This window comes from Streptomyces sp. NPDC005302, from assembly GCF_040607345.1.
Taxonomy (GTDB): domain Bacteria; phylum Actinomycetota; class Actinomycetes; order Streptomycetales; family Streptomycetaceae; genus Streptomyces.
The window spans coordinates 42168-65778 of the sequence record NZ_JBEXGN010000027.1 but is presented as its reverse complement, the minus strand read 5'-3'; the positions used below and the strand labels follow the sequence as shown (position 1 = coordinate 65778).

30 protein-coding genes are annotated in these 23611 nt (G+C 70.5%); 23 read left to right on the top strand and 7 right to left on the bottom strand.

All coding sequences use genetic code 11. The features are described from left to right. Nucleotides 1–23: 23 nt before the first annotated feature. Genes ABZT74_RS30325 through ABZT74_RS30315 form a run of 3 tightly spaced genes read right to left on the bottom strand, consistent with a single transcriptional unit; the run spans nucleotide 24 to nucleotide 3248 of the window. A complete protein-coding gene (locus tag ABZT74_RS30325; RefSeq protein ID WP_356440155.1) occupies nucleotides 24–809 on the bottom strand; it encodes a class I SAM-dependent methyltransferase in 786 nt (261 codons plus the stop codon). After that, the gene (locus ABZT74_RS30320) at nucleotides 806–1948 is read right to left on the bottom strand and encodes a YcaO-like family protein (protein ID WP_356440152.1); all 1143 of its coding nucleotides are present in this window, start codon (nucleotides 1946–1948) and stop codon (nucleotides 806–808) included. Before ABZT74_RS30320 ends, ABZT74_RS30325 begins: the two co-directional genes overlap by 4 nt. Next, complete coding sequence (locus ABZT74_RS30315; RefSeq protein WP_356440149.1) at nucleotides 1941–3248, bottom strand: TfuA domain-containing protein; 1308 nt, start codon at nucleotides 3246–3248, stop codon at nucleotides 1941–1943. Before ABZT74_RS30315 ends, ABZT74_RS30320 begins: the two co-directional genes overlap by 8 nt. A 436-nt stretch (nucleotides 3249–3684) precedes the next feature. Between ABZT74_RS30315 and ABZT74_RS30310 the strand changes: the two genes are divergently transcribed. Next, complete coding sequence (locus tag ABZT74_RS30310; RefSeq protein ID WP_356440146.1) at nucleotides 3685–3897, top strand: hypothetical protein; 213 nt, start codon at nucleotides 3685–3687, stop codon at nucleotides 3895–3897. A 346-nt stretch (nucleotides 3898–4243) separates the two neighbouring features. Here ABZT74_RS30310 and ABZT74_RS30305 read toward each other — a convergent pair whose 3' ends face one another. Continuing rightward, the gene (locus ABZT74_RS30305) at nucleotides 4244–4522 is read right to left on the bottom strand and encodes a hypothetical protein (protein ID WP_356440143.1); all 279 of its coding nucleotides are present in this window, start codon (nucleotides 4520–4522) and stop codon (nucleotides 4244–4246) included. 179 nt (nucleotides 4523–4701) lie between these two features. Then, complete coding sequence (locus ABZT74_RS30300; protein ID WP_356440139.1) at nucleotides 4702–5013, bottom strand: hypothetical protein; 312 nt, start codon at nucleotides 5011–5013, stop codon at nucleotides 4702–4704. Nucleotides 5014–5196: 183 nt separating this feature from the next. Here ABZT74_RS30300 and ABZT74_RS30295 point away from each other — a divergent pair, with 183 nt between their 5' ends. The 10 genes from ABZT74_RS30295 to ABZT74_RS30250 all read left to right on the top strand — a co-directional run bounded on the left by ABZT74_RS30295 (nucleotide 5197) and on the right by ABZT74_RS30250 (nucleotide 13127). Further along, nucleotides 5197–5601, top strand: coding sequence for a hypothetical protein (locus ABZT74_RS30295; RefSeq protein ID WP_356440136.1), 405 nt, complete (start codon nucleotides 5197–5199; stop codon nucleotides 5599–5601). Then, nucleotides 5598–6173: a hypothetical protein gene (locus tag ABZT74_RS30290; protein ID WP_356440133.1), complete on the top strand. Its 576-nt coding sequence runs from the start codon at nucleotides 5598–5600 to the stop codon at nucleotides 6171–6173. Before ABZT74_RS30295 ends, ABZT74_RS30290 begins: the two co-directional genes overlap by 4 nt. Next, complete coding sequence (locus tag ABZT74_RS30285) at nucleotides 6173–6346, top strand: hypothetical protein (RefSeq protein ID WP_356440130.1); 174 nt, start codon at nucleotides 6173–6175, stop codon at nucleotides 6344–6346. The genes ABZT74_RS30290 and ABZT74_RS30285 overlap by 1 nt, the downstream gene beginning before the upstream one ends. 117 nt (nucleotides 6347–6463) lie before the next feature. Beyond that, nucleotides 6464–7717, top strand: a complete 1254-nt coding sequence (locus ABZT74_RS30280; RefSeq protein ID WP_356440271.1) for a nucleotide sugar dehydrogenase — start codon at nucleotides 6464–6466, stop codon at nucleotides 7715–7717. Nucleotides 7718–7857: 140 nt separating this feature from the next. Then, nucleotides 7858–9195 (top strand): glycosyltransferase family 2 protein, encoded by a 1338-nt coding sequence (locus ABZT74_RS30275; RefSeq protein ID WP_356440268.1) that lies wholly within the window; start codon nucleotides 7858–7860, stop codon nucleotides 9193–9195. Between the two features lie 44 nt (nucleotides 9196–9239). Further along, nucleotides 9240–11237 carry a DUF2637 domain-containing protein gene (locus tag ABZT74_RS30270; RefSeq protein WP_356440127.1) on the top strand — a complete coding sequence of 666 codons (1998 nt, stop codon included), beginning with the start codon at nucleotides 9240–9242 and terminating at the stop codon, nucleotides 11235–11237. A gap of 18 nt (nucleotides 11238–11255) precedes the next feature. Further along, complete coding sequence (locus tag ABZT74_RS30265) at nucleotides 11256–11420, top strand: hypothetical protein (RefSeq protein WP_356440124.1); 165 nt, start codon at nucleotides 11256–11258, stop codon at nucleotides 11418–11420. A 2-nt stretch (nucleotides 11421–11422) separates the two neighbouring features. Next, nucleotides 11423–11593 (top strand): hypothetical protein, encoded by a 171-nt coding sequence (locus tag ABZT74_RS30260; protein WP_356440121.1) that lies wholly within the window; start codon nucleotides 11423–11425, stop codon nucleotides 11591–11593. Then, complete coding sequence (locus ABZT74_RS30255) at nucleotides 11590–12648, top strand: hypothetical protein (protein ID WP_356440118.1); 1059 nt, start codon at nucleotides 11590–11592, stop codon at nucleotides 12646–12648. The genes ABZT74_RS30260 and ABZT74_RS30255 overlap by 4 nt, the downstream gene beginning before the upstream one ends. A gap of 11 nt (nucleotides 12649–12659) precedes the next feature. Continuing rightward, the gene (locus ABZT74_RS30250; protein WP_356440115.1) at nucleotides 12660–13127 is read left to right on the top strand and encodes a hypothetical protein; all 468 of its coding nucleotides are present in this window, start codon (nucleotides 12660–12662) and stop codon (nucleotides 13125–13127) included. Nucleotides 13128–13207: 80 nt separating this feature from the next. On the opposite strand, the gene ABZT74_RS30245 is transcribed toward ABZT74_RS30250, so the two are convergent. After that, the gene (locus ABZT74_RS30245) at nucleotides 13208–14035 is read right to left on the bottom strand and encodes a hypothetical protein (RefSeq protein WP_356440112.1); all 828 of its coding nucleotides are present in this window, start codon (nucleotides 14033–14035) and stop codon (nucleotides 13208–13210) included. Between the two features lie 386 nt (nucleotides 14036–14421). Here ABZT74_RS30245 and ABZT74_RS30240 point away from each other — a divergent pair, with 386 nt between their 5' ends. The 8 genes from ABZT74_RS30240 (at nucleotide 14422) to ABZT74_RS30205 (ending at nucleotide 20044) form a co-directional block, all read left to right on the top strand. Then, nucleotides 14422–14661 carry a hypothetical protein gene (locus tag ABZT74_RS30240; protein ID WP_356440109.1) on the top strand — a complete coding sequence of 80 codons (240 nt, stop codon included), beginning with the start codon at nucleotides 14422–14424 and terminating at the stop codon, nucleotides 14659–14661. Between the two features lie 39 nt (nucleotides 14662–14700). Next, nucleotides 14701–15258, top strand: a complete 558-nt coding sequence (locus ABZT74_RS30235; RefSeq protein ID WP_356440106.1) for a hypothetical protein — start codon at nucleotides 14701–14703, stop codon at nucleotides 15256–15258. Further along, a complete protein-coding gene (locus tag ABZT74_RS30230) occupies nucleotides 15255–16145 on the top strand; it encodes a hypothetical protein (protein WP_356440104.1) in 891 nt (296 codons plus the stop codon). The genes ABZT74_RS30235 and ABZT74_RS30230 overlap by 4 nt, the downstream gene beginning before the upstream one ends. Before the next feature lie 110 nt (nucleotides 16146–16255). Beyond that, a complete protein-coding gene (locus ABZT74_RS30225; protein ID WP_356440101.1) occupies nucleotides 16256–16666 on the top strand; it encodes a hypothetical protein in 411 nt (136 codons plus the stop codon). 155 nt (nucleotides 16667–16821) lie between these two features. Further along, nucleotides 16822–17193, top strand: a complete 372-nt coding sequence (locus ABZT74_RS30220) for a hypothetical protein (RefSeq protein ID WP_356440098.1) — start codon at nucleotides 16822–16824, stop codon at nucleotides 17191–17193. A gap of 311 nt (nucleotides 17194–17504) precedes the next feature. Beyond that, the gene (locus tag ABZT74_RS30215) at nucleotides 17505–17900 is read left to right on the top strand and encodes a hypothetical protein (protein WP_356440095.1); all 396 of its coding nucleotides are present in this window, start codon (nucleotides 17505–17507) and stop codon (nucleotides 17898–17900) included. A gap of 181 nt (nucleotides 17901–18081) precedes the next feature. Then, on the top strand, nucleotides 18082–18471 hold the full coding sequence (locus tag ABZT74_RS30210; protein WP_356440093.1) for a hypothetical protein: 390 nt from the start codon (nucleotides 18082–18084) through the stop codon (nucleotides 18469–18471). 832 nt (nucleotides 18472–19303) lie between these two features. Then, nucleotides 19304–20044: a DNA methyltransferase gene (locus ABZT74_RS30205; RefSeq protein ID WP_356440090.1), complete on the top strand. Its 741-nt coding sequence runs from the start codon at nucleotides 19304–19306 to the stop codon at nucleotides 20042–20044. 290 nt (nucleotides 20045–20334) lie between these two features. Here the strand turns inward: ABZT74_RS30205 and ABZT74_RS30200 are convergent, their stop codons facing one another. Continuing rightward, a complete protein-coding gene (locus ABZT74_RS30200) occupies nucleotides 20335–20757 on the bottom strand; it encodes a hypothetical protein (protein WP_356440087.1) in 423 nt (140 codons plus the stop codon). A gap of 188 nt (nucleotides 20758–20945) precedes the next feature. On the opposite strand from ABZT74_RS30200, the gene ABZT74_RS30195 reads away from it, so the two are divergent. From ABZT74_RS30195 to ABZT74_RS30180, 4 genes are all read left to right on the top strand, one after another. Then, nucleotides 20946–21356: a hypothetical protein gene (locus tag ABZT74_RS30195; RefSeq protein WP_356440084.1), complete on the top strand. Its 411-nt coding sequence runs from the start codon at nucleotides 20946–20948 to the stop codon at nucleotides 21354–21356. Between the two features lie 96 nt (nucleotides 21357–21452). Beyond that, entirely contained in the window at nucleotides 21453–21968 is a 516-nt protein-coding gene (locus ABZT74_RS30190; protein ID WP_356440081.1) for a hypothetical protein, read from the top strand. A 106-nt stretch (nucleotides 21969–22074) separates the two neighbouring features. Continuing rightward, a complete protein-coding gene (locus ABZT74_RS30185; RefSeq protein ID WP_356440078.1) occupies nucleotides 22075–22500 on the top strand; it encodes a hypothetical protein in 426 nt (141 codons plus the stop codon). A 171-nt stretch (nucleotides 22501–22671) separates the two neighbouring features. After that, nucleotides 22672–23577: a hypothetical protein gene (locus ABZT74_RS30180; RefSeq protein WP_356440075.1), complete on the top strand. Its 906-nt coding sequence runs from the start codon at nucleotides 22672–22674 to the stop codon at nucleotides 23575–23577. Nucleotides 23578–23611 lie beyond the last annotated feature (34 nt).

Genomic DNA, 23611 nt, shown 5'->3' with positions numbered 1-23611 from the left:
AATCCCTGACCGACCCGGCGACCCTATCCGCCGCCCGCGGGCCCAGGCTTCCGAAGCGTCACGGCCAGCGCCTCTCGCACCGGGAGGCGGGGCAGCATCCGCGTCGCCTCGCGGAGCATCGCGTCGGCCTGGTCGTCGCCGAGCTCGGCACGGAGCTCCGTCTCCCGGTTCTGCCACAGCCGGTACAGGCGCCCCCACATCGCGGGCTCACCCGGCCGCTCGTCCATGAACTCCACAGCCAGGCCGGCCGACCGCGCCTGGTCCATCACCGCGGTACGGAGTCCGGGCGCGCCCGCCCGGGTCATCACCGCCCGGCCGCCCGGGCGCAGGATCCGCCCGAGCTCGGCGAGTGCCTGGACGCGGTCGCTCGCGTTCGCCAGCGCGTCCACGCACACGATCCCGTCGACCGTCCCCGCCTGCAGGCCGGTCGCCTCCAGCGTCCCCGTACGGAACACCGCCCGCCCTTCGGGGACGAAGCTCGCCGCGCGGCCGGCGGCGAGGCTCACCGCGGCCGGAGACACGTCCAGGCCCGTCACCCGTACGCGGAGCGCCCGGGCCAGCCACAGGCCGACACCGCCCGTCCCGCAGCCGACGTCCGCCAGGTGCTCGCCCGGCCGCAGCTGCAGCCGCGCCATCGCGATCGTCAACAGGGCGCGGTCGCACGAGCTGTACGGCGCGACCTCGGCCGGATACCCGTCGCCCATCGCCTCCGCGTACAGCGCGGACACGAGCCGGCTCGCCGCCCGGGCCCGGTGGAAGGCGTCGAAGTGGTCGGCGAGCAGCTGCTCCCGCTCCGTCCGCGCGGTCACCGGGGGATCGCCCGACGCGTCCGGGACGTCGCCCCCGGCGCGATCACCTTGACCGCGGTGAACGGCTCCCCGCGCCCGGACAGCGTGACCAGGATCGGCTCGTACCCGGTCACCGCCTCCACGAGCCGGACCGCGCCCTCCGCCCGCGCCCGCAACGCCCCGCCCACCGGTCCGCCGGCGTCGGCGAACAGCGTCTCCCACCCGACACCCGACGGGCCCCCGACAGCCGGGGGCAGCGCCTGGTCGACCGCGAAGACCTCCTCCTCGGACGGCAGATCGTCGCGCGTCCCGGCGATGCACGTCAGGCGGGACTGCGCCGCCTCCGTGATGGCCCGGGTCAGAGCGATGTGCGGATCGTGGTGACAGCCGGACCCCGCGAACCACAGCGGGAAGTCCTCCGACCACAGGTACGCCAGGCACACCGGCAGCCCGTACGGGGACTCCACGACCAGCAGCTCCAGGACGACGCCAGCCGCCCGCACCCGCTCGATCAACTCCGCGGCGTACGGCGCCTCGACGCTGTCAGGGTCGACGACCGTCCGCAGCTCCCCGCCGGTCTGCTCGTCGAGGTGAAGCGTGTGGCGCTCCATCACCTCGTACAAGCCGTGGAGCACCGCCTCCTCCGGAGAGTTCCCACACGCCAGCCCTGTGCTTGTCGCCCGGAACACCGCGGGCCGCCACATCGACGGCAGGAACCGCTGCACCAGGCCCACGGGGACCGGCACGCGCCGGCCGCTCACCAGGCCCAGGCCCGTCGTCCACTCCAACGGCACGTCGACGAGCCCCGGATGCGGCTCCCGCACGGGCAGGGACAGCAGCGGATACGGCAGCTCCAGCGCCCGGGCCGGCGCCACCTGGTCCACGGGGAGTGGCTGCTCGGCGTGCCACAGCTCGATCGACTCCATCACCGCAGAGATCGCCGCAAGCCGCGGCGTAGCGCCCTTCCCCTGCGACGCCGCCAGGGTGAGCGCGCCCGGCCGGATCGCCGTCCACACCGGCACCCCGAGACTGTCCAGGCCCGTCAGGTCAGCGACCCGGCTGATCCCGCATCGCTCCAGCCACGGCTCCAGCAGCGCCCACGTCTCTTCCGGTCCCCTCGAGCGGACCGTTCCGTCCAGAACCATCAGACTCTCAGCCACGGACCAGCCCACCCTCCATGCGCCGCTGGTCCTCCATGAACCCCGCGACCAGCACCTTGGCCTGTTCCACCGCGCGCCCGGCCGTCTGCAGGCCCCGCAACCGCGCCTGCTCACCGAGGCCGGCGCCATCGCACCGCCACACCTCCGTCAGCATCCGCATCACGACGTCGTCCCGTACGCCCTCGACCGTGAACCCCGGCACCGCCCGGCGGGCCCGCTCGATCGCTGCCGCGTACCGGACGACCGCGGTACGGTCCGCAACCGACTCCCGCGCCAGAAGCACGTTGAGCGCCGACCCGTCACACCGGTCCGGATCCACCCGCACGACGGCGTGCAGCAGACTCCCGTCCGCGGTGCCCGTCAAGTCCCGCGTCCGCTGACTCAGCGGCATCCGCGCGCCACCGTCCGGCGGGAACAGCGAGCAGCGTTCGAGGTAGACGCGCCACACCGCGGCGAACCCCGGGTCGAACACCTGCTGATACACCACCCGAAGCCGCGTCGGCATCGCCACACCGTCCACCACCTGCGTGGCGAAGTGACCGCGCCACCGCCGGAAGTACCCCGTATCCCAGACCGCCGGGACAGCCTCCTCACCGCGGCCTCCGCCCTCGAGCGCGACCCGCACCGCGGCAACCGCATCCGAGTACTTCACATCCCCGAACCGTGCATCCGCCGCACGCTGCTCATCGAGCCACTCCACGAACGGCCCGGCACCCGCCCGCCGGCACACCGCCCGGACCGCAGCCGGCGTCCGCTGCGCGTAGTACACGCCGCGCAGCTCATCGAGGAGCCGGTCGACCGGCCGAGGGCCCGGCGGGAGGACCCCGGCCGCGGCGGCCAGGCCCAGGACATGACGGAGGTTCACCAGCGGCCACGTCAACGCCCGCCCATCGACCGGATCCTGACCGACCGCCACCTCATCGTCCGCAGTCAGCCGGCCCGACCGGTACAGCTCGAAGACCGCCCCCACACCCTCCACCCCGAACTGGTGGAGCTCCGCCGCCCGCAGCGCCCCGATACTCGCCGCCCCGATCACCCGCACCCCGCGCGCCATCAGCGCCAGGAGCTCCTTGTGCCGGACCGCCGGAGCCTGGTGGTAGACCCCGTCGACCAGAACCACCGTGTCCGTGTCGGCGATCACCGGATCGAAGAAGTCCCCGTGCCGCGCCGGCGCCAGCCAACGGACGGCCGGATGCGCGAGGACCGGGTCATCCGGGCCTAACGTCGGCCCGCAGTACACGTGGATCATCAAGCGCCCCTCCCAGGACGTGTGGTCAAACGAAAGGGAGTGCTCCGACACCCGCAGGCATCGGAGCACTCCCCACGTGGACGAAAGCGGCGCCCCGCACACCTCAGCGCCGTACGCCCGAGGGTCAGGGACCCTCGTCCTCCACGTCCTCGATCCGGACGACCGGACCCGGAGCGCTGATCGAACCGACCGCCTCCGGAGGAACGGACTGGGCTGCGACCTCGGACTTCGACAGATCCACGGAACTCCTCCTGAAAGCCTTCGACGGCAGACCGTTCGCCTGCCGGGCTCTCAACCTGGCCCACCCGCCCCGGTCGGAGCAAGCGGAATGAGCACCTACGAGGGGGCGCACAAGAGTCACCCGCCGGAGCACACCCAGCAGGGAAATGCGCCGCTGCGGTCACATTCATCGGCTTACCGGGCGCCGGACCTGCTCCCCGCCACAGATCGACATGCCGTGCCCGGCGCTTCGTCGCAACCTGGAGGGATGACGAGCGCCCCGATAGTCGTGCACCCGCCGCTCGGCTCCGGCGGACGGCGAGTGTCAGCGCGCGGACAGATCCTCGGCCTCGCCCACAGCGACGCCGACGTCGTCGAATTCCTCCGCCGCACCGGCCTCGAGGACGCCGACATACTCCTCGACGATCCCGCCTGGGTGAAATGGAAGGGCGGACGCGCCCACTTCTACGAAGCAGCCTGACGCCTCGCCGCCAGCTTCACCCGCCGTGGCGGCCTCGGCATATCCCCACCCCGCCCAGCCTCCGTCGTCGGCTCCGACCCGCTCCGATGCGCAATCCGCAGCCCCTCATGCGGCCACCAGTACGTCCGATGCGACACCGCCGACGTCCCCGCCACATCCACCAGCACCTGATACGCCGTACGCCCATCAGGCCAGTCCTGCCGCGCCACCACACTCGCCCACCGCCACACGCCACCCAGGCGAACCCACAACGCCGGCGGATCCGTCCGAGGCCACGTCCACACCGTCGGCTTCGAGCCGTCCCCCTCACGCCACGGCCGCGCCTCCACCGCATCCGCCAGCGACGTCACAGCCCGCCCCCTGCTCCCGCGTACACCCGACGCCGCATCCGAGACTCGTCGAACCAGTACCAACCCGACGGCGACTCCCCAGGCCCCGGCCACAGCAGCAAGTCGTAAGCCAGCCGACCGTCCTCCGCCTCATAGCTGGCACGCGCCACGCCTCGGTAGAAGTCGCCGTCCACGTACAGGTTCACCCGGACCAGCTCGTGCGGCGGATACCGGCGGACGTGGACGCCGTCGGTCGGCTTCGGTGCCACCTCCGCATCCCGCCGCCATTCGCTCATGTATTCGAATGTAGCGGAGCGGGGCACCCCCGGCGACCCCGACGCCTCGCCCGGCAGTCGCGACCCCATGAGCCGTCGCGCAGTGGCCTGACCTGTCGTCCGTACGTGGCGCCGAGGTGCCGGCAAACGCGAGAGCGGCCCCGCCGTCAGACGGGGCCGCTCTCGTTGAGGTCCGGGCGTCAGTCGCCCGGTGGCTCCTCCGTCTTCTTCTTAGGCCGCTTCGACCCGCGCAGGCCCGACCCGATCTGCTGCGCGCGGGCTGCTGAGATCCCGCCGAGTGCGAGCCCGATCTGCGCCCACGTCTTCCCGTCGGCGCGCATGCGGTTGACGCGGTCCTGCCGCACCTGTCGCAGCTTGGAGTGGTGCTCGGGCCACCCCTCGAGCGCCCGTGTCACGGCCAGGGCGCAGGCCGCGTCGTCTTCGATGCCATCAAATGCGTCGACGGCTTCCACGAGCCGCAGCACCTCCTCGGGGGGCTCTTCCTCCGCCACCGCTCTCCTTTCACGAGAGCGCGAATCGCCGTCAGATTAAACCCTAGGGTTGCGTACATCAACCCTAGGGTTTACTTTGGCGGCGCGAGCCCTCATCGGTCCGCATCAGCAAAAACCCCCGGCCCGGGCTGGCAGGCCCATGTGGGTCGGGGGGCCCACCCTCACGGCTACGAAAGGGCAGGCATGCCCGAGACTACCCAGTCCCGTCCGACCCTCCTGACCCGCCGCCGCTCCCGCGGCTACTTCCTCCCGGAGCCCTCGCTCCTCCAGACCACCGTTCCCGCGGCCCTCCGCACGCAGAGGCTGTACGACTCGGTCCGGGGCGGCGACAGCCCCACCACCGTCACGGACGCTCTCGGCGGCTACCGGACAGCGCTCCGCCAGCTCTGCGACTCCTCCCAGCTCGAGAACCGGGCGGAGAGCGCGGCCGAGCGGGACGCCCGGACGGCGCTGATCCAGTTCGGCGACGTCTACGGCTCCGCGGCACCCGCCCGCGGCACCCGGGCGCTCGAAGAGCTGAGCGACGCTCTGGAGCGACTCCTGGGCGACCTGCAGGCCGCCGAGCTCGCGCCCGGTGACGGCCGATGAGCAGCGCAGCGCCCGAACAGGCGCAGACCGCCGGCTACGCCCGCGCCATCGGTGAGGCCCTCGGTATCCCCGACATCGAACGGCACGCACCACGGCCCGAGCTGGGCGAGACACCGACCCGTCTCGCCGTGTGGGACGTCCTCGGCCTCCGCGACATCCACGCGACGGCCGGCGGGGAGCTGACGTTCCTGCAGACCGAGCGCACGGGTACGGACGGGATCACGCGGGTCGTTGTGGAGCTGACCCTCACCGTGCACGTGGCGGAGGTCGGTCCGATCGAGGCGGTCACCGACTGGGAGCCGACTCTCGTGGCCGGCGAGGAGGAGAAGTGGCGGCGCGAGCTCGTTGCCGCCGCTGAGCTCGCCAAGCCGCAGCCCACGCTTCTGGAGCAGCTCGCCACCGCTTCTCAGGTCAGCCGCGACATCGCCATGAGGGTCGGCGCCGGAAAGGACCTCGACCCGAAGTGGCGTGCGTCGGAGCGCCGGTGCGACGACCTCTGGAGGCAGGGCCGTGAGGCCGGTCACTCGGACAAGGAACTGTCCGCCGCGGTCTTCGGTCGGGCAGGCAGCTGATGAAGAGCCGCCTCGAACGCAAGCTCGCCAAGATCAACCCGCATGTAGCGGTCCCCTCCACACGCGACCTCGACAAGGCCGCCAGGAAGAAGGGCCGCCGCGACGGCGGTGACCCTGCGGCGCACCGCGATGAGGTCAACGGCCTGGGCTGGAAGCCGCGCTGGCCGTTCTGACCGCCCGTAGGCCGCCGGGCCCGCGCCACCCTCACACCCCGCGCGGGCTCGGCACCCCCAGCACACAGCCATTCGAATCCCCGGGAAGGGGACACCTCAGTGCCACAGATCGTCGTCATGGGGCAGGGCTACGTCGGCCTGCCCCTCGCCACGGCCGCCGTCAACGCCGGCCACACTGTCGTCGGCTTCGAGCCCGACGAGCAGCGTCTTGACCAGTTGCTCTGGGGCCGTTCCTACGTCGAGGACATCTCCGACAAAGAGCTCCAGGCCGCGCTGGAATCGGGTCGCTACCAGCCGACTCGCTCGGATGGCGACCTGGTCGACTTCGACATCGCCGTCATCACGGTCCCGACGCCCCTCAAGGACCGCCAGCCTGACCTCAGCTACATCCGCGACGCGACCACCACCCTCGCCCGGCACCTGAAGCCCGGCGCCACGGTGATCCTGGAGTCGACTACGCACCCGGGCACTACGCGTGAGTTCGTCGTCCCGATCCTGGAGAAGAAGACCGGCTGGAAGGCCGGCGTCGACTTCCACGTCGGATTCAGCCCCGAGCGCATCGACCCCGGCAACGATCAGTGGACGTTCTCCACCACCCCGAAGATCGTCTCCGGACTGACCGCCAACTGCCGTGAGCAGGCCGAGCAGTTCTACCTGAGCGTCACGCAGAACGTCGTCACCGCCGAGTCCCTTGAGGAAGCGGAGCTGGCGAAGGTCTTCGAGAACACGTTCCGGCACGTCAACATCGCCCTGGTCAACGAGCTCGGGCACCTCGCCCACACCCTCGGCGTCGACGTGTGGCGCACCCTCGAACTGGCCGCCACCAAGCCCTTCGGGTTCACCAAGTTCCTCCCCGGCCCGGGCGTCGGCGGTCACTGCCTGCCCGTCGACCCGGTCTACCTGACCCACCACGCCCGCACCCGCCACGGCCACGCCTTCCGGCTCGTCGAGCTCGCCCAGGACGTCAACGAGGCCCAGCCCGCCTACGTCGTCCAGCGCCTCCAGGACACCCTCAACAGCCGCTTCCACCGCGGCGTATACGGCGCGCGGATCCTCGCCCTCGGCCTCGCCTACAAGGCCGGCACCGGCGACCACCGCGAATCGCCCGCCGCGCAGGTCGTGAGCCTCCTAGAGAGCAAGGGCGCCCTCGTCGACTGCCTCGACCCCCACGTCCCGCCGGCAGCCATCGGAGCCAGCCCGCAGGTCTTCGGCCCCCACACCACCCCGCCCTGGCCTCTCCAGGCCTACGACGCCGTCGTGCTGCTCACCCCGCACGACGAATTCGACCTCCAGCACATCGCCGCCGAGGCGGCCTACGTGCTGGACACCCGGGGCGTCATGCCCGACGCCTCGAACATTGAGCGGCTGTGACCGCCATGACAACAAGGAGATCGCGTGTACACCGGAGCAATGGCCCACACCGGGCTGGGAGCCCTGACCCTGACCGGCGTCGCCCTGCTGATGGCAGGAGCGGGAGCAGCCCTGCGCTTCATCACGAGGACGAACAGGGGCTGACCGGGCTGACGGTCGCCGTACTCATCCCGGCACACCAGGAAGAGTCGACGATCGGGGAGCTGGTCCAGGCGTGCCTGGACCAGCCCTACCCGATCCAGCAGCTCATCGTCGTCGCGGACTCGTGCACCGACCGCACCGCCCAGGTTGCCCGCGAAGCCGGCGCGACCTTGGTCCTGGAGACCAAGCACGGCGACAAGGCCGCGAACCAGAACGAAGCCCTCCCGTACATCACTGCGGACGTCCTCGTCGGGTTCGACGGCGACTCGAAGCCCATGCCGTCCTGCATCCCGCTCATGGTCGAGGACCTGGCCCGCGGCTACGACGCGACCTGCTCCAGCATCCTGCCGATCCAGGACACCGGCTTCTTCATCGAAGCCCGCCGCTTCGCCTACAGCCTCGGCAGCCAGTGGTGGCGGCTGTGCCAACGCCAGGTCGGCCGCCTGCAGGTTCTCACCGGCGCCTCGTACGCCTTCCGCATGGACGCGGTACGAGCCGTGGGCGGATTCCCCAGCGGCCTGATCAGCGCCGACATGGACATCACGTGGAAGCTCCACGAAGGCGGCTTCAAGTGCTGGTACACCGCCGACGCCCTCACTCTCACCGTCGACCCCGAGACGTGGGCCGAGTACACGGCGCAGATGCCGCGCTGGGCCGCCGGCTACTTCCAGAACGTCGCCCGCTACAAGCGCCTGATGCTCAACTGGCGGTCCGTGCTCACCGTCGGCAGCGCCATGTTCGACCTGGTCACGCTGTGGTGGTGGGCGATCGTCGTCGTCTACAACCTGACGACCTGGCAGCACCTGTCCATGTTCAAGTACATGGGCTACTGGTTCGTCGGCCACACCGCGCTGACCATGTACCTCGTCTCCCGCGTCGTCGGCTGGAAGAAAGCCGCGCTCGGCTTCACGCCGTACACGCTGCTGAATTTTTACAACAAGTACCTGTACACGCGGTCGATGATCCGTGAATGGTTGCTCGGCCGGCACTACGCGTCCTGGACCGGCCGCTCCGGCCGTAAGACCGTCATCACCCCCATGACGGCCGCCCGCCGCCAGGCACTCGGCATCGTGTGCGCGCTGGCCGGGACCGCCGTGCAGGTCCTCGGCGGCTGGGCCGGAAGCACGCCCCTCTGGGCCGCCGGCATCGCCGTCACCGTCGGCGGCCCCCTCTCCCTCATCCGCCCCCGCGGCAAGGGACGACGCCGCGCGACCTCGGCACCCCAGCAGACAGCCTTCCTCGCCGCCCCCACCCCAGCCCCGCTCACGATGCCCAGCCCCCGCACCACCGAAGCGGACGTCGAGAGCACCCTGCAGCTCCCCGCAGCGCCCCGCTGAACCCGCGCCACCCGCCCGCGCACTGTCCCGCCCCGGAAGGTCCGATGAAGATCACGCGCCTCTGGCCTCGGTCCCGAAACGCCGTTTCGGGAGCAGCCCCTGCCGTTTCGACAACAGCCCTCACCGTTTCGACAGCAGCCCCAGCGCACCGCCCCGTCGGGCCCTTCCATGCCGCCCGGGCTGGCGGCCGACGCCACCGCCAGACGCCGGCCGCCGCCCCCGTTTCGGGAGCAGCCCCTGCTGTTTCGGGAGCAGCCGCTCCCGTTTCGACGACACCCCCCGCCGTTTCGACGACACCGGCTCCCGTTTCGACAGCAGCCCGCTCCGGCCTCAACGCCTTCGCGATCATCGGCGGCCTGGTGCTCGCCGGAATCGGCTTCACCGGCTCCTACCGTGCGCTCGTCAAGCTCGGCCAGGACCGCGGATTCGGCGACTTCGCGTGGGTGTTCCCGGTCGGTGTCGACGTCGGCATCGTCGTCCTCTACGCCCTCGACCTCGTGCTCACCCACCGGCGGATCCGCTGGCCGATCCTCCGCCTTGCCGCGCACGCCTTCACCGCCGCGACGATCTGTTTCAACGCGTCATCCGGCGACAAGCCGTGGCGGGACGACCTCGTGGGCGTCGGCATGCACGCCGTCATCCCCGTCATGTTCGTCGCCGCCGTCGAGACCGCCCGCCGCATCATCATTCAGATCACCCGGGCCGAGGACGTCGCCGCTGGCACCGGCCGCGAAGGCATCCCCCGAGAACGCTGGCTCCTCGCACCGATCAGCTCGTTCCTGATGTTCCGGCGCATGGTCATCAACGAAATCAGCTCCTACACCGAGGCGGTAGATAGGCGCCGTGACCTGCTCATCTACCGGGCGGCCCTCGACCGCGTCTACCCCAAGGGGAAGTGGTACCGCGCGGGCTGGAAGTCCGCCCCCATGGACGAGCGACTCCCGCTCATCCTCGAGCCGTACGGCCTGACCGTCGACGAGGCGCTCGCCATCCCGCAGCAGGCCCACGACGAAGAACTCCGGCGAGCGCAGGCGGACAGGGAGCGCCAGGAGGACGACGAGCTCCGCGCCGAACTCCGCGCCGGCGACAACCAGATCCTGCGCCTCGACAAGCAGGCGGAAGTGGCGGAAGCCCAGGAGAGGGCGGACGCCCGGGCGTCGGTCGCCACGGTCGCCTCTCGCACCGCCTACTCCAAGGCCAGCGCCGTCGCCGAAGCCCAGGAGCGCGTCGCCGTCCAGGAAGCCGAGGCCCTCGAGTCCGCGGTCGCCGCTGCAGCTGCGAAGCAGGCAGCCGAGGACCGACGTGACGCCGCAGCCGCCGACGAGGAAGCTGCCCAGAGCGAGGAGCGCGCCGCCGACGCGCGCCGTACGGCCGCCCTCGCCGACCGTGACACCGCCCGCGCTATGGCCGAGAAGCGCACCCTGGAGACGGAAGCCGCAAACGCCGCAAAGCGGGCCGCCGAAACGAATGCGGCTGCTGCCGAAACGCAGCGCCGTGCCGCCGAAACGCAAGATCAACTCGCGGCGGAGCGGCACGCAGAGGCCGCCCGAGCCGTCGAAGACGCACGCCTCCTCGAGCAGGCCGCCGCCGCGGAAGGGCGTGCCGCCGAAATCCGTCGGGCTACCGCCGAAACGGAACGGGCTGCCGCCGAAACGGAAGAGGCTGCCGCCGAAACGCGAGCCCGAACCGCCGAAACGGCCGCCCTGGCCACTGCGCGCGAGCTCCAGACGGACATCGACAGGGAGGCCGCGGCAGCCTCCCGAGCAGCTGCTGCCGAAACGCACCACCGTGCCGCCGAAACCGAGCGGCTTGCCGTCGAAGCGGAGCACGAGGCCCGGCTGAAGCCGACCGAACGCGACGCCCGCCGTGTCGCCCGCATGATCCTCACCGACGGCGCCGGCGACGCCGAAGCGATCGATCTCAGCACCATCGCATCCGTCCTCGGCGTGGCCCTGTCCACCGCCAGCGAGCGCCGCCGAGAGGCCGCCCAGCTCATCGCCGAGGGCTACCAGCTGCCCGCCGTCGAATTCCTCCCGGCCTGACCGCCACAGGAGCCCCTCATGCTCAAGAAGCTCGCCGCCCTCGGCCTCGTCCTCGACGTCATCCTGTTCGCCGCACTCGTCGCCCTCCGCACCCGGGACCGGGAACGCCGCATTCGCGCCGCGGGCACCGCCATTCTCGGGATCGTCGTCTTCGCGTGGCTGCTGTGCTCGGAGCAGTGGTGACCATGACGTACACCGTGTTCCTCGAGCTGTTCATGGCCGTCATCGTGGGCGGCGGCATGGTGCTCTACGCCCTGCTCGTCGTCGGCGGCCCCCGCTTCGTCGGCTACGCACTGGCCGTCCTCCTGCTGAGCTTCGCCGCCCTGTTCACGACTGTCACGGCAGGTACGTCATGAGCCGGCAGACGCCCGAGGAGTCGATGCTGGCCTGGATCGCCGACCAGCAGCGGGACACTGAGCCCTTCGTCCTGGAACAGGCCGTGGACCCGGCGGAGATCGACCTACCGCCTCAGCGCACCGAGCCTGGGCAGCCGCAGCACCATGAGGAGCCCACCGCCCCCGAGGTGCCCCCAAAGCCCACCTCACCGCCCAAGCCGCTTCCCGCCATCCTGAAGCCCCAAGCCGAGGCTGCCCGGCGCGACAGCTGGATCCTCCGGCTCCTCCACCCGGACAAGGCCGACGAGCGCGCCACCGCCAGCGAGCCCGGGTGCAGCCACCCGCGCGTCGCGCTCGTACCCGACCTGTACGGCGACACCGTCGCCCAGCTGTGCCTCGTCTGCGACGAGCAACTCGACGCCCCGCCAGTCGAGGAGGCAGGCGAGCAGCCTGCCCCGGCGGCTGACACCGGGACGAAGAAGAAGCCGGCGGCCTCCGGCCGACGCTCCCCGCTCCGCAGGCCAGCGCCCGGAGGCGGAGCAGGCACGAATTCGAAGACGCCGAACGGGACGACGGTTAAGAAGGGCAGGCGCTCCCGCATCAAGCCGGCGCTTTTCACAGGCAGCGCCGGAGCCGTCGGGTATGCCTTCGGCCTCGTCCAACTCCTCGGCGTCTACCTGCCGGTCGCCGAGCAGGCCGCGGTCGGCATGGTCAGCCTTCTCTTGGCCGTCGCCGGCGGATGGGGAGCTTGGAAGCTGTTCGGGCGTCCCGAGATCGCGCGGATCTTCCCGGTCCCAATCCTGGCCCGCGTCCTCGCCACCCTCGGCGCAGCCGAGCTGTGCCGCCGCATGGCACCCGCGCCCGTCGACTGGCTCAACGACCACGGCGAACGCTGGGGCCTCGGCGCCTCGGCCGTCTCCCTGCTGCTCACCTCCGGTGGCATGTGCGTCGGGCTGTGGTGGCTCATCGATTCCCGTGTCCGCCACAAGTCGCGGCTCTTCCGCTGGCTCGCCCGCATCCCGCTCGCGTCCGCGCTCCTCGCCACCGCCCTGTACGCGCCCGGCATCAACCGCTGAAAGGCCACGCCGTGACCCTCACGACCCTCGCCGCCGGCCCCGGCATCGGCCACCAGATCTTCGGCGCAGTCACCCTCACCGGACTGTCGGGCCTGCTCGCATTCCTCCTGCTGCTCGGGCTCCGCGGCAACAAGCGCGTCCAGCTCACCGACGATGACCGCCTCGGCGCCTTCGCTCTGGTCACCGGCCTTGTCTGGATGGCCGCCGGGAGCAGCTGGGGGGACTTCATGCGGGGCGTCAACTCCGTGCCCAACGGGCTCATCGGCTCCGGCTCCCCGATGGGCAACTGGGGGGCCGGCGCAGTCGCTGCCCTCTTCGTGGCCATCACGTTCCTGCCGGACTGGGGCACCAAGCGGTTCCCGCCCGTGGCCTTCGCCTTGATGGCCGCGCCTACCCTCGCCGAGGCGGGCGGGATCTGGGCCATCCCCGTCAACGTCGTCCGGCTCCTGGTCGCCATGGTCACCGGGGGTGCCGGATGAGCCCGAACCGCGAACCCCTGCCCACCATCGGGGAGATCTGCGCCGACGTCGCCATCGGATCCATGGTCCTGGCCCGCCGCCTACCCGTGCTGATCGGCCGGGCCTGGCGCCTCCTGGTCACGTTCTCCGAGGGCGCGCCGGCGAAGAAGGCCGCTGGCAAGCAGAGCGGTAAGGGCAGCGCCAAGACGAAGAAGAAGGCCAAGGGGAAGGGCGCGGCCGGGGAGAAGTCTGACGAGAAGGCGGACCCCGCAGAGAAGGACACGAGCGAGGGCGCAGGCGAGGCGGAGACCTCGGGCACGACAGCCCCGGCTACCGGTGAGAAGGGCGGTGGGGAGAAGGAGGCGAAGAAGGAGCGCTCCGGCTGGGACCTGCTGGAGCAGCTCGGCCTCGGCGCCTTCACCGTCGTCATCGGCTGGGTCTTCCTCCGCCCCTACCTGGCCGCCCTGGCGCAGGCCCTGGCACCCGCCGCTGCGCCCCTCTTCGGGACTGCGGTGGTGCTGTGGATCGTGGCCGCCTACCGGGCCGCACCCCCAAACGATCACGACGGGAAGAGCGACGAGGTGCAGGGCGAGGAGCAACAGAATGTTGGCCCTGATCCGGCTGAAGTGCGGGCGGCTGAGAAGCGGTTGTGGCTCCTCGTGATCAGCCGCGTCCAGGACGCCGTCGCCGACGGCCGTCGCGGCGTACACCTCAGCACGCTCCTCGAGGAGCCCGACTGCTTTCCCCCCGACTGGGACGTCACCCGCCTCCGCGAGCACTGCAACCGACTCGGCATCCCCGTCAAGACCATGCAGATCCGCGGCAGCAAGAACCGGGGGCCCACGCACGGGGTCCACGTCGACGAACTCACCGCCGCACTCGGCATGCCACTCGCGGAAGCCTTCTACCTGCTCAACATCGGCTATCACCTCGACGCCCAGAGCTCCCTCCCCGAGGCCGAACAGGGCGCCCCCGATGCACCTCTCGCCGCCCCCTCCGGCACCCCGGCTGACACCCCCCAGCAGGCTCCTGAGAGCACCGCCCCGGCACCCCCAGTCGAGGGCTCTCCGACCCCCTCCCCGGGGGAGCGCCAGCCCGGCCTCCTGGCCCGGCCTCACCACCCCCACCAGGGGGCGCACTCACCCCCCCCACCCCCACCCCCTCTGATGCTGCCGCACGCCCCTCTCCCGAACCTCACTCGCAACCCCTCCTGGAAGGTGACAGAAGCCCAGGTGAGAGCCCATCTATCACCCCGATCTAGCACCCATCTACCAACCCCTATCTACCAACGCCCCGGACGCGAGACCATGACTGCATGCGCCCTGCATTCCGCTACAGCTGCCCCGTCTGCCAGACCGAGTCCCGCCGCTACGCCACCGAGGTCGGCGCGCGCGGCCACGGCGACGGCCACCGTGACGACTTCCACGGCGGCGAGCACCCCTTCGGCGAAGCCGTCGTGCCCGTCGCCGGCACCCGCCTCGAACGCAGCGACCTCCGCGTCATCGCCATCGTCGCCCTGCTCCTCGCCGCCGGCCTCATCAGCAAACTCCTCTGACCCCACGCGCGCCCCGGGGTCCCCCACGAATGGACCCCGATGACAGAGCACGACCGCTGGCAGGCCCTCCAGATCCGCCGCCCCGATGAGGTGCGCACCAGCCCCGGTGGCCCCGTCCCCCTGGAATGGCAGGCAGAGAAGCGCACCACGCACTGCATCCGCCTGATGAACACCCGTCTCCCCGCGAACTTCCCGCACACGGTGGAGCGCGGCGATGAAGGGGATGCGCTTGCTGTCCTCGCTCTCGGCGAAGCGATGCGGCGCGATATCGAAGCCGGGCGTGGCAGCGACGTCCGGATCGCAGCTGCACTCGGCGCCACTTGGCGGCAGATCGCCGACGCCCTCGACACCACGCCCGCCTACGCTCGTGGCCTGCTGCGCGCATGGGCGACTGGTCAGCGCCGTCTGTACAGCGGCGACCGCGCACGGGGCGAAACACGGCCCCTCGGCCTGGACGACGAGCAGTACGCCGCCGTTCTCGCCCTGTGTGTGACGGGGGACGACGGCGAGCCGCAAGGCGGGATGACCCCGGAGCCTGCTCTCAACTGCCTCGTCATCCGCCCGGACAGCGAATCCTCACCTCAGGAGCACTCGTGAGCACCACAGACAGCCGCGCACTTCCGGACGACGGCCGTGCCGAGATCCGCATCATGTCCGCCGACGCCGACGCCGCCGACCGGATCTGGGAGGAGATGGCGAACGCGCTCGGCTACGCAGGACAGCCGCGCCGACGTGACACCCGGGAAGGCCACGGCGTCCGCCTGTACGCCGTCGTGGAAGCCCCCGACCGCCCGCTCCCCGGCCAGGCGGACGCCGCCGAGACGTCCATCAGCCACCTGTCGGCCGGGTCCCGCATCACCGTCGACGAGCTCGCCGTGCACTGCTCGGCCGCAGCCGTCTGGCTCAGCCAGCTCGCCCGCGCCGCGGAGACCCCCGACACCCCCGTCGAGCTCGCCGACGACATCGAGACCATGCGCCGCGAAGCCACCACCCTCCGCAGCCGAGCGGAGCGCCTGCACCGCGTCGCCCGCATCATCGAGGGCGACGTCCCCCTCGCCACCGGCTTCCAGCGGGGCGACGGTTGGGGCGCAGCGGCGCTGGACACGGACCGGGAGGACTACGGCGGGCCCGCTGTCATCCCGACCGCCAACCAGTTGCTCCTCCTCGCCGACTCCGCCGGGTACTCCGACACCACGGTCACCTACCCGAGCGGCATGAACGGCGTTCCCAACTCGCTCCTGAAGTCCTGGGAGTCGAAGACGGCCCAGCAGCGCCGCGCCGCCGAACGGGCAACGGCGATCGCCGCCGAGGTGCTCCGCATCGAGTGCGAGCGGTGTGGAGCCACGGAGGGAGAGAACTGCCGGACGAACACCGGGCGCGCCGCAGAACAGGCTCACACGTCCCGGCAGCGGGAGGCTGAGGCCAACGTCGACGTGCGGATCGGCTGGATCGGCGACAACCCTGTCGCCGTACCCGGCGCCTGACGCAGGAACTGTGCCCTACCCGCACCCCTAGAGACCATGGACTTGACCTGATGAGAGAACCCCGTGTCGACGCAGCGGCAGCAGCTCGCGTCCACTTCAGCGACCCGCGCGTGCGCCAGCTCGCCTCTGCGCGTTGGCAACTCGTCACAGGCGGCAGCCACTTCGACTGGCTGCGCCTCGGCCAGGGCAACCCCGAGGCGCTGATCACGGAGGCGCGTGACTGGATGCGCGCCGCCGTCGCCACTGGCCTGCTCGAGCCGGCGAAATCGAGTTCCGACCCCCAGATGTCCAACGACAGGATGAGCGCAACCATGAGCGACCGAGTCAACGTCAAGATCGTCTTGCTGTTCGGTGACCAGGCCGAGGTCCAGGCCGACGCGCACGACGCCGAACCCCCGACCCGCTACCCGGCCGCCGAGATCGCCGAAGCTGTCGGCCTGGCCCCTGCTGAACTTCCGGGCAAGAGGCTCACGGCGGACGTCGGGGATGACGATCGGCTGTCTGGCTGGCGACTGGCCTGACCGTTGTTTCAAGGGCCCATCCCGCGAGTGCGGTTTGGGCCCTTTTCATCCCCTTAGGGTGTTGCAATTCTAGAAGCGAGTGCTGTAAAGTTAGGAACGTAAGAGGGAAGGGGCCGCGAACCCCGACCCGCCACCCAGAAGGAAAGGAAGCCGAAATGGCCGACTCTCAGGACGAGATGATGGAGCGCCTCGCCGTTCACCTCAGCCGCACCTACAAGGGCCTGGCGCTGGCCTGCCTCCACCTGCCGGTGCCGATCACCCTGGAGGTCACCGGGGCCACCAACGTCACCGCCATCCCGGCCGTACGCCGGATCATGGAAGTGACGATCGACCAGCCCATGCCTGAGGAGCACCAGGCGAACCTGTTCAGCGTCTGCGCCTACTGGCTCGGCGCGATGGACCTGGTGGGCATCCTGGCCACCGCCGAGTTCCACGCGGCGCGCGCCCACTCCGCCGCTGCGTGCCTGCTCATGGCGGACCAGGTCCTTCTGGACCTGGCCGGATGGCTCGGATCGCTGGACGACTGACCCCCGCAACACCGCGCCCCCGGCAGCCAGCCGGGGGCGCCCCCATGTCCGGGCCCGGAAATGCAAAAGGACCAGCAGGCCCGAGCCGAAGCCCAGACGCCCCAAGGGGCGCTCGCGAAAACCTGCCGGTCACCACCCAGCCGAAAGGCCGAGGCTCACATCGTACGGCGCGGGCTTCCGGCGGGCGGTGGATTCCTTCGCGAAAGGTGTTGCAAAACTAGAAGCAAGTGTTGTAAAGTTAGAGATGTCAGGGCGGGGGGTGACAGCCCCACCACTGACGGTCAGTTGAAAAATCCAGAGAGGAGAACATCGTGGCAGACCACGATGACCGGCAGGCCAGGGCTCGGCTGCTCCGCCAGACCGTGATCGCGGCCCTGTACTTCGTGCAGGACGTCCTTCGCGGCCTCCCCATCCCGGTGGAGATCCCGGACCCCTTCGAGGGGGACGAGCTGAACCCCGAGGCAATCCTCGCCCTCAACCGGGCGCGGAGCGTCATCGCCGACGAACCGATCCGTGACAGGGCCAAGAAGGCCTACGGAGACCTCATCCTCAATTGGCTCATGGCCTACGAGCTGATGGTCATCGCTTCGATCGGTGGACCTGCCCCCTGGCGACTGGACGCCTGCGAGTACAGCCTCAACGGGCTGGCCGTCCTCGCCGAGATGATCGAAACCGATGATCTCGGAGAGGATGGCGAGCAGGGCTAGTCACCACCGCCCGCCCCGAGCAGCCAGCCCGGGGCGGGCACTCCTCCCGCACCCTCAACAGACCGCACCGCCCCTGTCACAGCTCACACAGAAGGGGCCGGCGCATTCCCCGGGCAAGCCCGGGGGTGACAGAGCGCCGGCCCCTCATCAGTTGAAAACTCCGCAAAGGAGCATCGCCGCCATGGTAGACCTGCCCCGCTTGATCGTGCCCGAGATCGCTGACACGTACGGCGTCAGCAAGGACACCGTCACCAAAAGTTGGTCCCAGCACCCCGACTGGCCCGCCCACGTCGACAAGCGTGGTCGCTTCTACGAGTACGACGCCGAGCACATTGCCGACTTCGTCCGCGCCCACGTCCAGCGCGAGCCCGTCACCCTCGAGCCCACCCGCCTCTACACCGCGAAGCAGCTCGAGGACGCAGGCATCGGCATAAAGGCCGCCACCGTCCGCGCCGACCGCACACGTGGCCGCTGGCCCGCCCCGGACGACACCGCGAACGGCGTGAACCGCTGGACGGGAGCGACCGCCATGAGGGCCATCGAGGGGCGTCGCGGCTACCGAAGGGCGTGACGGGCGGCATTCCAATGGTGCTGGCGCAATGCCGTGGGCAATGCCGTCTCGGGGGACATTGGAGCGCGATTCATTGCGCGCGGTACATTGGGCAAGCGCACGCTAACGCAGGAAAGCGCAGCGCAACGCAAGAGGCCCCACTCCTGCCAGAGCAGGGCCCCTGCGATGCAGTTCACGAGCCCGGTCGCCTATCAGTAGACCGGGCTCTCTGCGTGTGCAGTCCCGGTCGTGACCGTGCTCGAGGGGTGGGCGCCCTACTGGGCGAACTGCCCCACCACGGCGATGACCGCCACCAGTAGACCCGCGACAGCGAGGCCAACCTGCCACTTCTCAGGGCCGGTCCAACGCCTACGCGGCTTCCACTCGTTCGATCCCACCGCTGTTCCTCCTGTTCCTCGAGACATCCTGATCGGACAGGATGCCGCCGGGACCCGCGAACAAGTCCAGGACGGAAATTGGGAGGAGCAGGTGGAACGTCGCTAAGCATACGAGCGCGCAACACCAACTCGGAGACCTGCAAGCACAGTCGAGCCAGGAAACCTGGGCATTCCCGGCATAGGGAACCTGATTCATGCTTCCGAGTCACACGAAAAGTGCAGGGTGGGCGCGTCGCGGATCAAGTCCTCCGAATTGCCGCGCCCTCCACGAGGGAGGCGGGCCGGAAGGCGGTATTCAGGGTCACGCGTACGGATCGGCCAACGAACGTGGGGAAGTGCTCGCGTAGGCACCTTGGCTCAGACCAAGATCGGGAATCCCTCGAGCAAGCCCCACCGGGGCCGTGCACCGACTCGCTCGCCAACCGGCGTACGCGACCGCACGAGAGGCACCCCACATGCCCACCTGGACACTCCACCAAGGCGACGCCCTCACGCTGCTCCCCACCCTCAACGAGCCCGTCGACGCCGTCATCTGCGACCCCCCGTACAACAGCGGCGGCCGCACCATGACCGAACGCACCAGCCGCACCGCCCGCGAGAAATACCTCAGAGACGGCGGACGCAACCACGGCCACGACCTCGGCGACTTCACCGGCGAGAACCGCGACCAACGCTCCTACTCCGCCTGGCTCGCGATGATCCTCGCCCACGGATACCGCCTCACCCGCCCCGGCGGCGCAGCCCTCGTCTTCACCGACTGGCGCCAACTCCCCGCCACCACCGACGCCCTCCAGGCCGCCGGGTACACATGGCGCGGCATCGCCGTCTGGCACAAGCCCATCGCCCGCCCCCAGCCCGGCCGCCTCCGCCAGGAGTGTGAGTTCATCGTCTGGGGCAGCCACGGCGCCATGATCCCCGGCAACCAGCCCGTCTACCTGCCCGGGCACTTCACCGGCAGCCAACCCCGCGGCAACGCCCGCGTCCACATCACACAGAAGCCCGTCGAGGTCATGCAGCAGCTGATGCGCATCGTCCCCGAAGGCGGCACCGTCCTCGACCCGTTCGCCGGCGCAGGCACCACCGGCGCCGCCGCGCTCCTCGAGGGCCGCGGATTCATCGGCATCGAGCAGTCCGCCACCTACGTCACCCGGGCCCGCAGCCGGCTCACGGAGATCGCCCCGCACGCCGCCGCGTAACCCTCGCGAGTGACGTGGTCGCGAAACGTTCCTGCGCTCGCCGAAGCGGTGCCACTCTGTGGTTCCCCCCGCAGAACGGCGTCCGGCGCCTCACCCGCGCCGGACGCCATGGGGGCATCAGACTCCCACCAGGGGTGACGCACAGGGAAGGGAAGACCGGCCCCGGCCTACGGGCCGTAGCGCCGGCGGGCTCCGCAAGCCTCAAGAGCGGCCCCTGTCACCCCGCCCACCGAAAGCCGCAGCCCCGCCCCGGCGGGGCTGCGGCGCGCCCGGTCAGTTCGGCCCTGCGTCTACGCCTGGGATGGCTCATCCGGTGGAGGAAAGTGCTTCTCCAGGATCTCCGTAAGCCGCTCTGGGGTGACGAACACCCCGACGTCCGCGGCCTGTTGCTCAACCACCTCGAGCAGCGCGGCGACGAACGGCGCAGCGCACTCGTCGGGCTCCACCGCGACGGCCGCCGCCTTCAACCGTCCCTGAGCCGCAGGAAGGGCCCGCTTCATCCAGGCCGTCTTCTCCTTGGCCCGGCGGATGCTGTCCTCCAGGAGGATCTTGTCGACCGTGTAGGCCGGGCAGTCGTTCGTGTGCCAGGTGACGCTGGTGAAGTAGTCACCCGTCTTGGGATCCTTGCAGACGGAAAGGATGCGGGTGTCACTGTCGTGCTCGCCGGCCAGGCAGTCGGGGCAGACCTCTTCACGGGTATCGCGGTCGCTCACGTGCTCATCCCCTCACCAGGACTAACTGGCCCAAGTCTCCACGCCGCGCCCCCGGCCACAAGACCCCCGACCGCAGCAGAGCAGCTCCCACCTCAAGAATCCGAACAACCGGCCCACGAGCCGAACGCACCGTCACAGGTCCGATACATCGCCACCTCAGACCAGTTGCCGCGTCCACCATCGCCCGCATGAAACGCGCCCTCGCAACCGCCGTCCTGCTGCTCGCCACCCTCACCGCGTGCGGAAGCAGCACAGGAAAGACACAGTCAGCCTCGGACGGCGCGGGCTCACGGACTTCGACGCAACAGACCAAGCCCTCGTCCACGGCACGGAAGCCGGCGTCCAAGACGTGCCACTCCTCGCGCGACGTGATCGTCTGGACCAAGGTGCCCGAACTGCCTGACAGCTCGATGCGCCTCGGCGGCTACAACCTCGCCACCTGCGAGACCACCTTCGACAGCCTCCAGCACACGTCGCCCACCCAGGCCGGCTACTGCACGCTGGCCGCATGGGCGAGCGACAACCCCGGCTACGACACAGAAGCGACCCCCGCGAAGCGGCCGAAGGCGGTACAGGTCTCTGTGGGTCCCGACTGCTGACCGACTGCCGCGCGTGCTCGCCAAGATCAACGCCACGCCTTGACCGCTCACGACGCGCGTCCGACGTCACAGCGCCTCCGCCAGCACACTGGACGCGTGCGCGCTGACCAGAACGAGACAGAGCAGGAACGCCGAGCGGCCGCCACGCACGGCGAGTGGGTGTCCTTGCCCGACGGTCGACTCCAAGCGCTCTGCGAGCAACTCGAAGCGCGTGGCTGGGAGATCGAGCACCGGTCGTACTCCTACGTGGAGATCTACTTCCCGGACCCGGACACCGGGCACGCCATGCGCTTCTCCGGCTGGTGGCTGTCCTGGCGCCGCCTCGACGGACAACTCGCCTACGGCGTGGGCGACGACACTGCAGACCTGGCGTGGCGCGCCCAGCTCGCGGTCGGCTCGGAAGCCGGGCCGGCGGCTGTGGCCGAGGCCGCGGACCGGGCGATGCATCTGCTCTGGCACACCGAAGACCGCGATGCGCGCGACAAGCTCTACGAGGAGACAGCGCTCCTCAGCGCGATGCAGGCACGCATGCAGGAGCTGGGTAGCCGGCTGCTGGTCACGCCTGGGATGATCCGCGACGCCTTGAAGCCGAGTATGAGGTGGACACCTTGACGACGGACTGGTGGCTCGGCGCCCTGACCGGCTTCTGCGTCGGCGTCGGAGTTGTGGCGACGGCCTTCGTCCTCGGGAGGCGGCCGTGACTCGCGATGAGGCCGGCGTGAACAACGAAAGCCGCCCCCCTGCCCCCAGGTTCGCCGGTCTTGGAGTCGTGGCCTTCGCCGGAATCAGCGCGTGGATGGCAGCCCGGGACGCATTCGAGCGCGACCTGAGAGACGCCGATCAGCTGCAGCGCGCAATCGAGACGTACGAGCGCCTCGCAGCTGATTTCGACATCGGCCAGGAGGCGGCGCGGACTGTCCTGAAGGCGGCCCAGGGGGATCACGCCGACTGGCCAGCCACGGCCGCAGACCTCGAAAGGGCCTCGACGATGCTGCCGCCCGTCGCGGCGCTCATGAACACGCCCCCGCCGCAGCAGCGTAGGGAGGATCGTCAACGCCTTCAGGGGCTCTCGGCGCGCATCACGCGGCACCTCGCGGCAACGGCTCCACGAGGCCCGTGGCCCTGCAGCTGCACGACCGGCTAGGGGCCGCCGGAAGTTGCCCCGTATGCCCAAGTTTCCTTGCTTCTGGTGAGACTCGTGGGGCAAGATCGAACCGTTCTGCTGATGCCATGCGGATCGCTTCTGCCCCGCTCCGAACCCGGCGGGGCCGTTTGCGTACCACCGCCCCGCTGTCCCGCACCAGGGGAGGCCCGCATGCCCGCACCCACCCCATGCCTCGGCGTCTGCAACACCGCCTGGCGCCGCGCCGAGCAAGACGCCCACGCCGCCCACACCGAACATGACGTCCCCGTTTCGTGGGGCGCACCCGTCCACTGCCCGGCCTGCGTCGAACGCTTCCGCCGCCAGCTCGGAGAGCTCCCCGAGCTCCTGGCCGCCGTCACCCTCGAACCCCTCCACGGCCAACGAAGCGTCCCCACAGCCACGATGAACTCCGCCCCCACCGACACCACCCCCTGGCCCGGCCAGGCGGCGCGGCTCCTCATTGACCTCGTCGCCGGCGGCCTCGCCGAGATCGCCGCCGACGTCCGACGGCTCCGCGGCCTCGGCGACCACCCCGCCCGTGAACCCGGAGTCCGTGAAGGGGCCTGGATCGCGCGCACCGTCAAGCTCCTGGACGCGCACGCCGACTGGCTCCTCCAGGAGCACCCCCTCGCCCAAGAGCCGCACGACGCCGTACGGACAGCCCGCGACGTCACACCATCCTGGAACCCGGCCGCGCAAGTCGCCCACTGGCACCGGGCCGCGACCCGCTTCACAGGACGCGACACGGCCCCGCAGGTGAAACGATTTGCCCCCTGCAGGCGCTGCGGCGGCCCCTGGCTCACCGAGTCCCGCGACCTCCGCCTCGTCGACGACCAGCCCTACATCGAATGCCAGGACGCCGACTGCCGCGCCCTCTACACGCACGCCGAGTACCGCGACTACGTCCGCAGTCTCATCCCGCACCCGGCAACCGGAGACGCGGATACCCGCACCGCGCTGGACCTCCCCGACCTCGACGCCGTCGAACTGCCCTCCGTACTCCGAGGGATCATCAGCGTGAGCACTCCGACCCGGGCCCGTCACCCGGACGCCACGCCGGAAGAAACCCCTGCTTGACGGGGGTGCGTATCACGCGTGATGCTGCTCCCGG

Coding starts and splice junctions, on each gene's coding strand:
- ABZT74_RS30210 (WP_356440093.1), top strand. CDS start 18,082: ATGGTAGACCTGCCCCGCTTGATCGTGCCCGAGATCGCTGACACGTAC.
- ABZT74_RS30310 (WP_356440146.1), top strand. CDS start 3,685: ATGACGAGCGCCCCGATAGTCGTGCACCCGCCGCTCGGCTCCGGCGGA.
- ABZT74_RS30205 (WP_356440090.1), top strand. CDS start 19,304: ATGCCCACCTGGACACTCCACCAAGGCGACGCCCTCACGCTGCTCCCC.
- ABZT74_RS30265 (WP_356440124.1), top strand. CDS start 11,256: ATGCTCAAGAAGCTCGCCGCCCTCGGCCTCGTCCTCGACGTCATCCTG.
- ABZT74_RS30295 (WP_356440136.1), top strand. CDS start 5,197: ATGCCCGAGACTACCCAGTCCCGTCCGACCCTCCTGACCCGCCGCCGC.
- ABZT74_RS30195 (WP_356440084.1), top strand. CDS start 20,946: ATGAAACGCGCCCTCGCAACCGCCGTCCTGCTGCTCGCCACCCTCACC.
- ABZT74_RS30305 (WP_356440143.1), bottom strand. CDS start 4,522: ATGAGCGAATGGCGGCGGGATGCGGAGGTGGCACCGAAGCCGACCGAC.
- ABZT74_RS30240 (WP_356440109.1), top strand. CDS start 14,422: ATGCGCCCTGCATTCCGCTACAGCTGCCCCGTCTGCCAGACCGAGTCC.
- ABZT74_RS30235 (WP_356440106.1), top strand. CDS start 14,701: ATGACAGAGCACGACCGCTGGCAGGCCCTCCAGATCCGCCGCCCCGAT.
- ABZT74_RS30280 (WP_356440271.1), top strand. CDS start 6,464: ATGGGGCAGGGCTACGTCGGCCTGCCCCTCGCCACGGCCGCCGTCAAC.
- ABZT74_RS30285 (WP_356440130.1), top strand. CDS start 6,173: ATGAAGAGCCGCCTCGAACGCAAGCTCGCCAAGATCAACCCGCATGTA.
- ABZT74_RS30180 (WP_356440075.1), top strand. CDS start 22,672: ATGCCCGCACCCACCCCATGCCTCGGCGTCTGCAACACCGCCTGGCGC.
- ABZT74_RS30255 (WP_356440118.1), top strand. CDS start 11,590: ATGAGCCGGCAGACGCCCGAGGAGTCGATGCTGGCCTGGATCGCCGAC.
- ABZT74_RS30290 (WP_356440133.1), top strand. CDS start 5,598: ATGAGCAGCGCAGCGCCCGAACAGGCGCAGACCGCCGGCTACGCCCGC.
- ABZT74_RS30270 (WP_356440127.1), top strand. CDS start 9,240: ATGAAGATCACGCGCCTCTGGCCTCGGTCCCGAAACGCCGTTTCGGGA.
- ABZT74_RS30260 (WP_356440121.1), top strand. CDS start 11,423: ATGACGTACACCGTGTTCCTCGAGCTGTTCATGGCCGTCATCGTGGGC.
- ABZT74_RS30220 (WP_356440098.1), top strand. CDS start 16,822: ATGGCCGACTCTCAGGACGAGATGATGGAGCGCCTCGCCGTTCACCTC.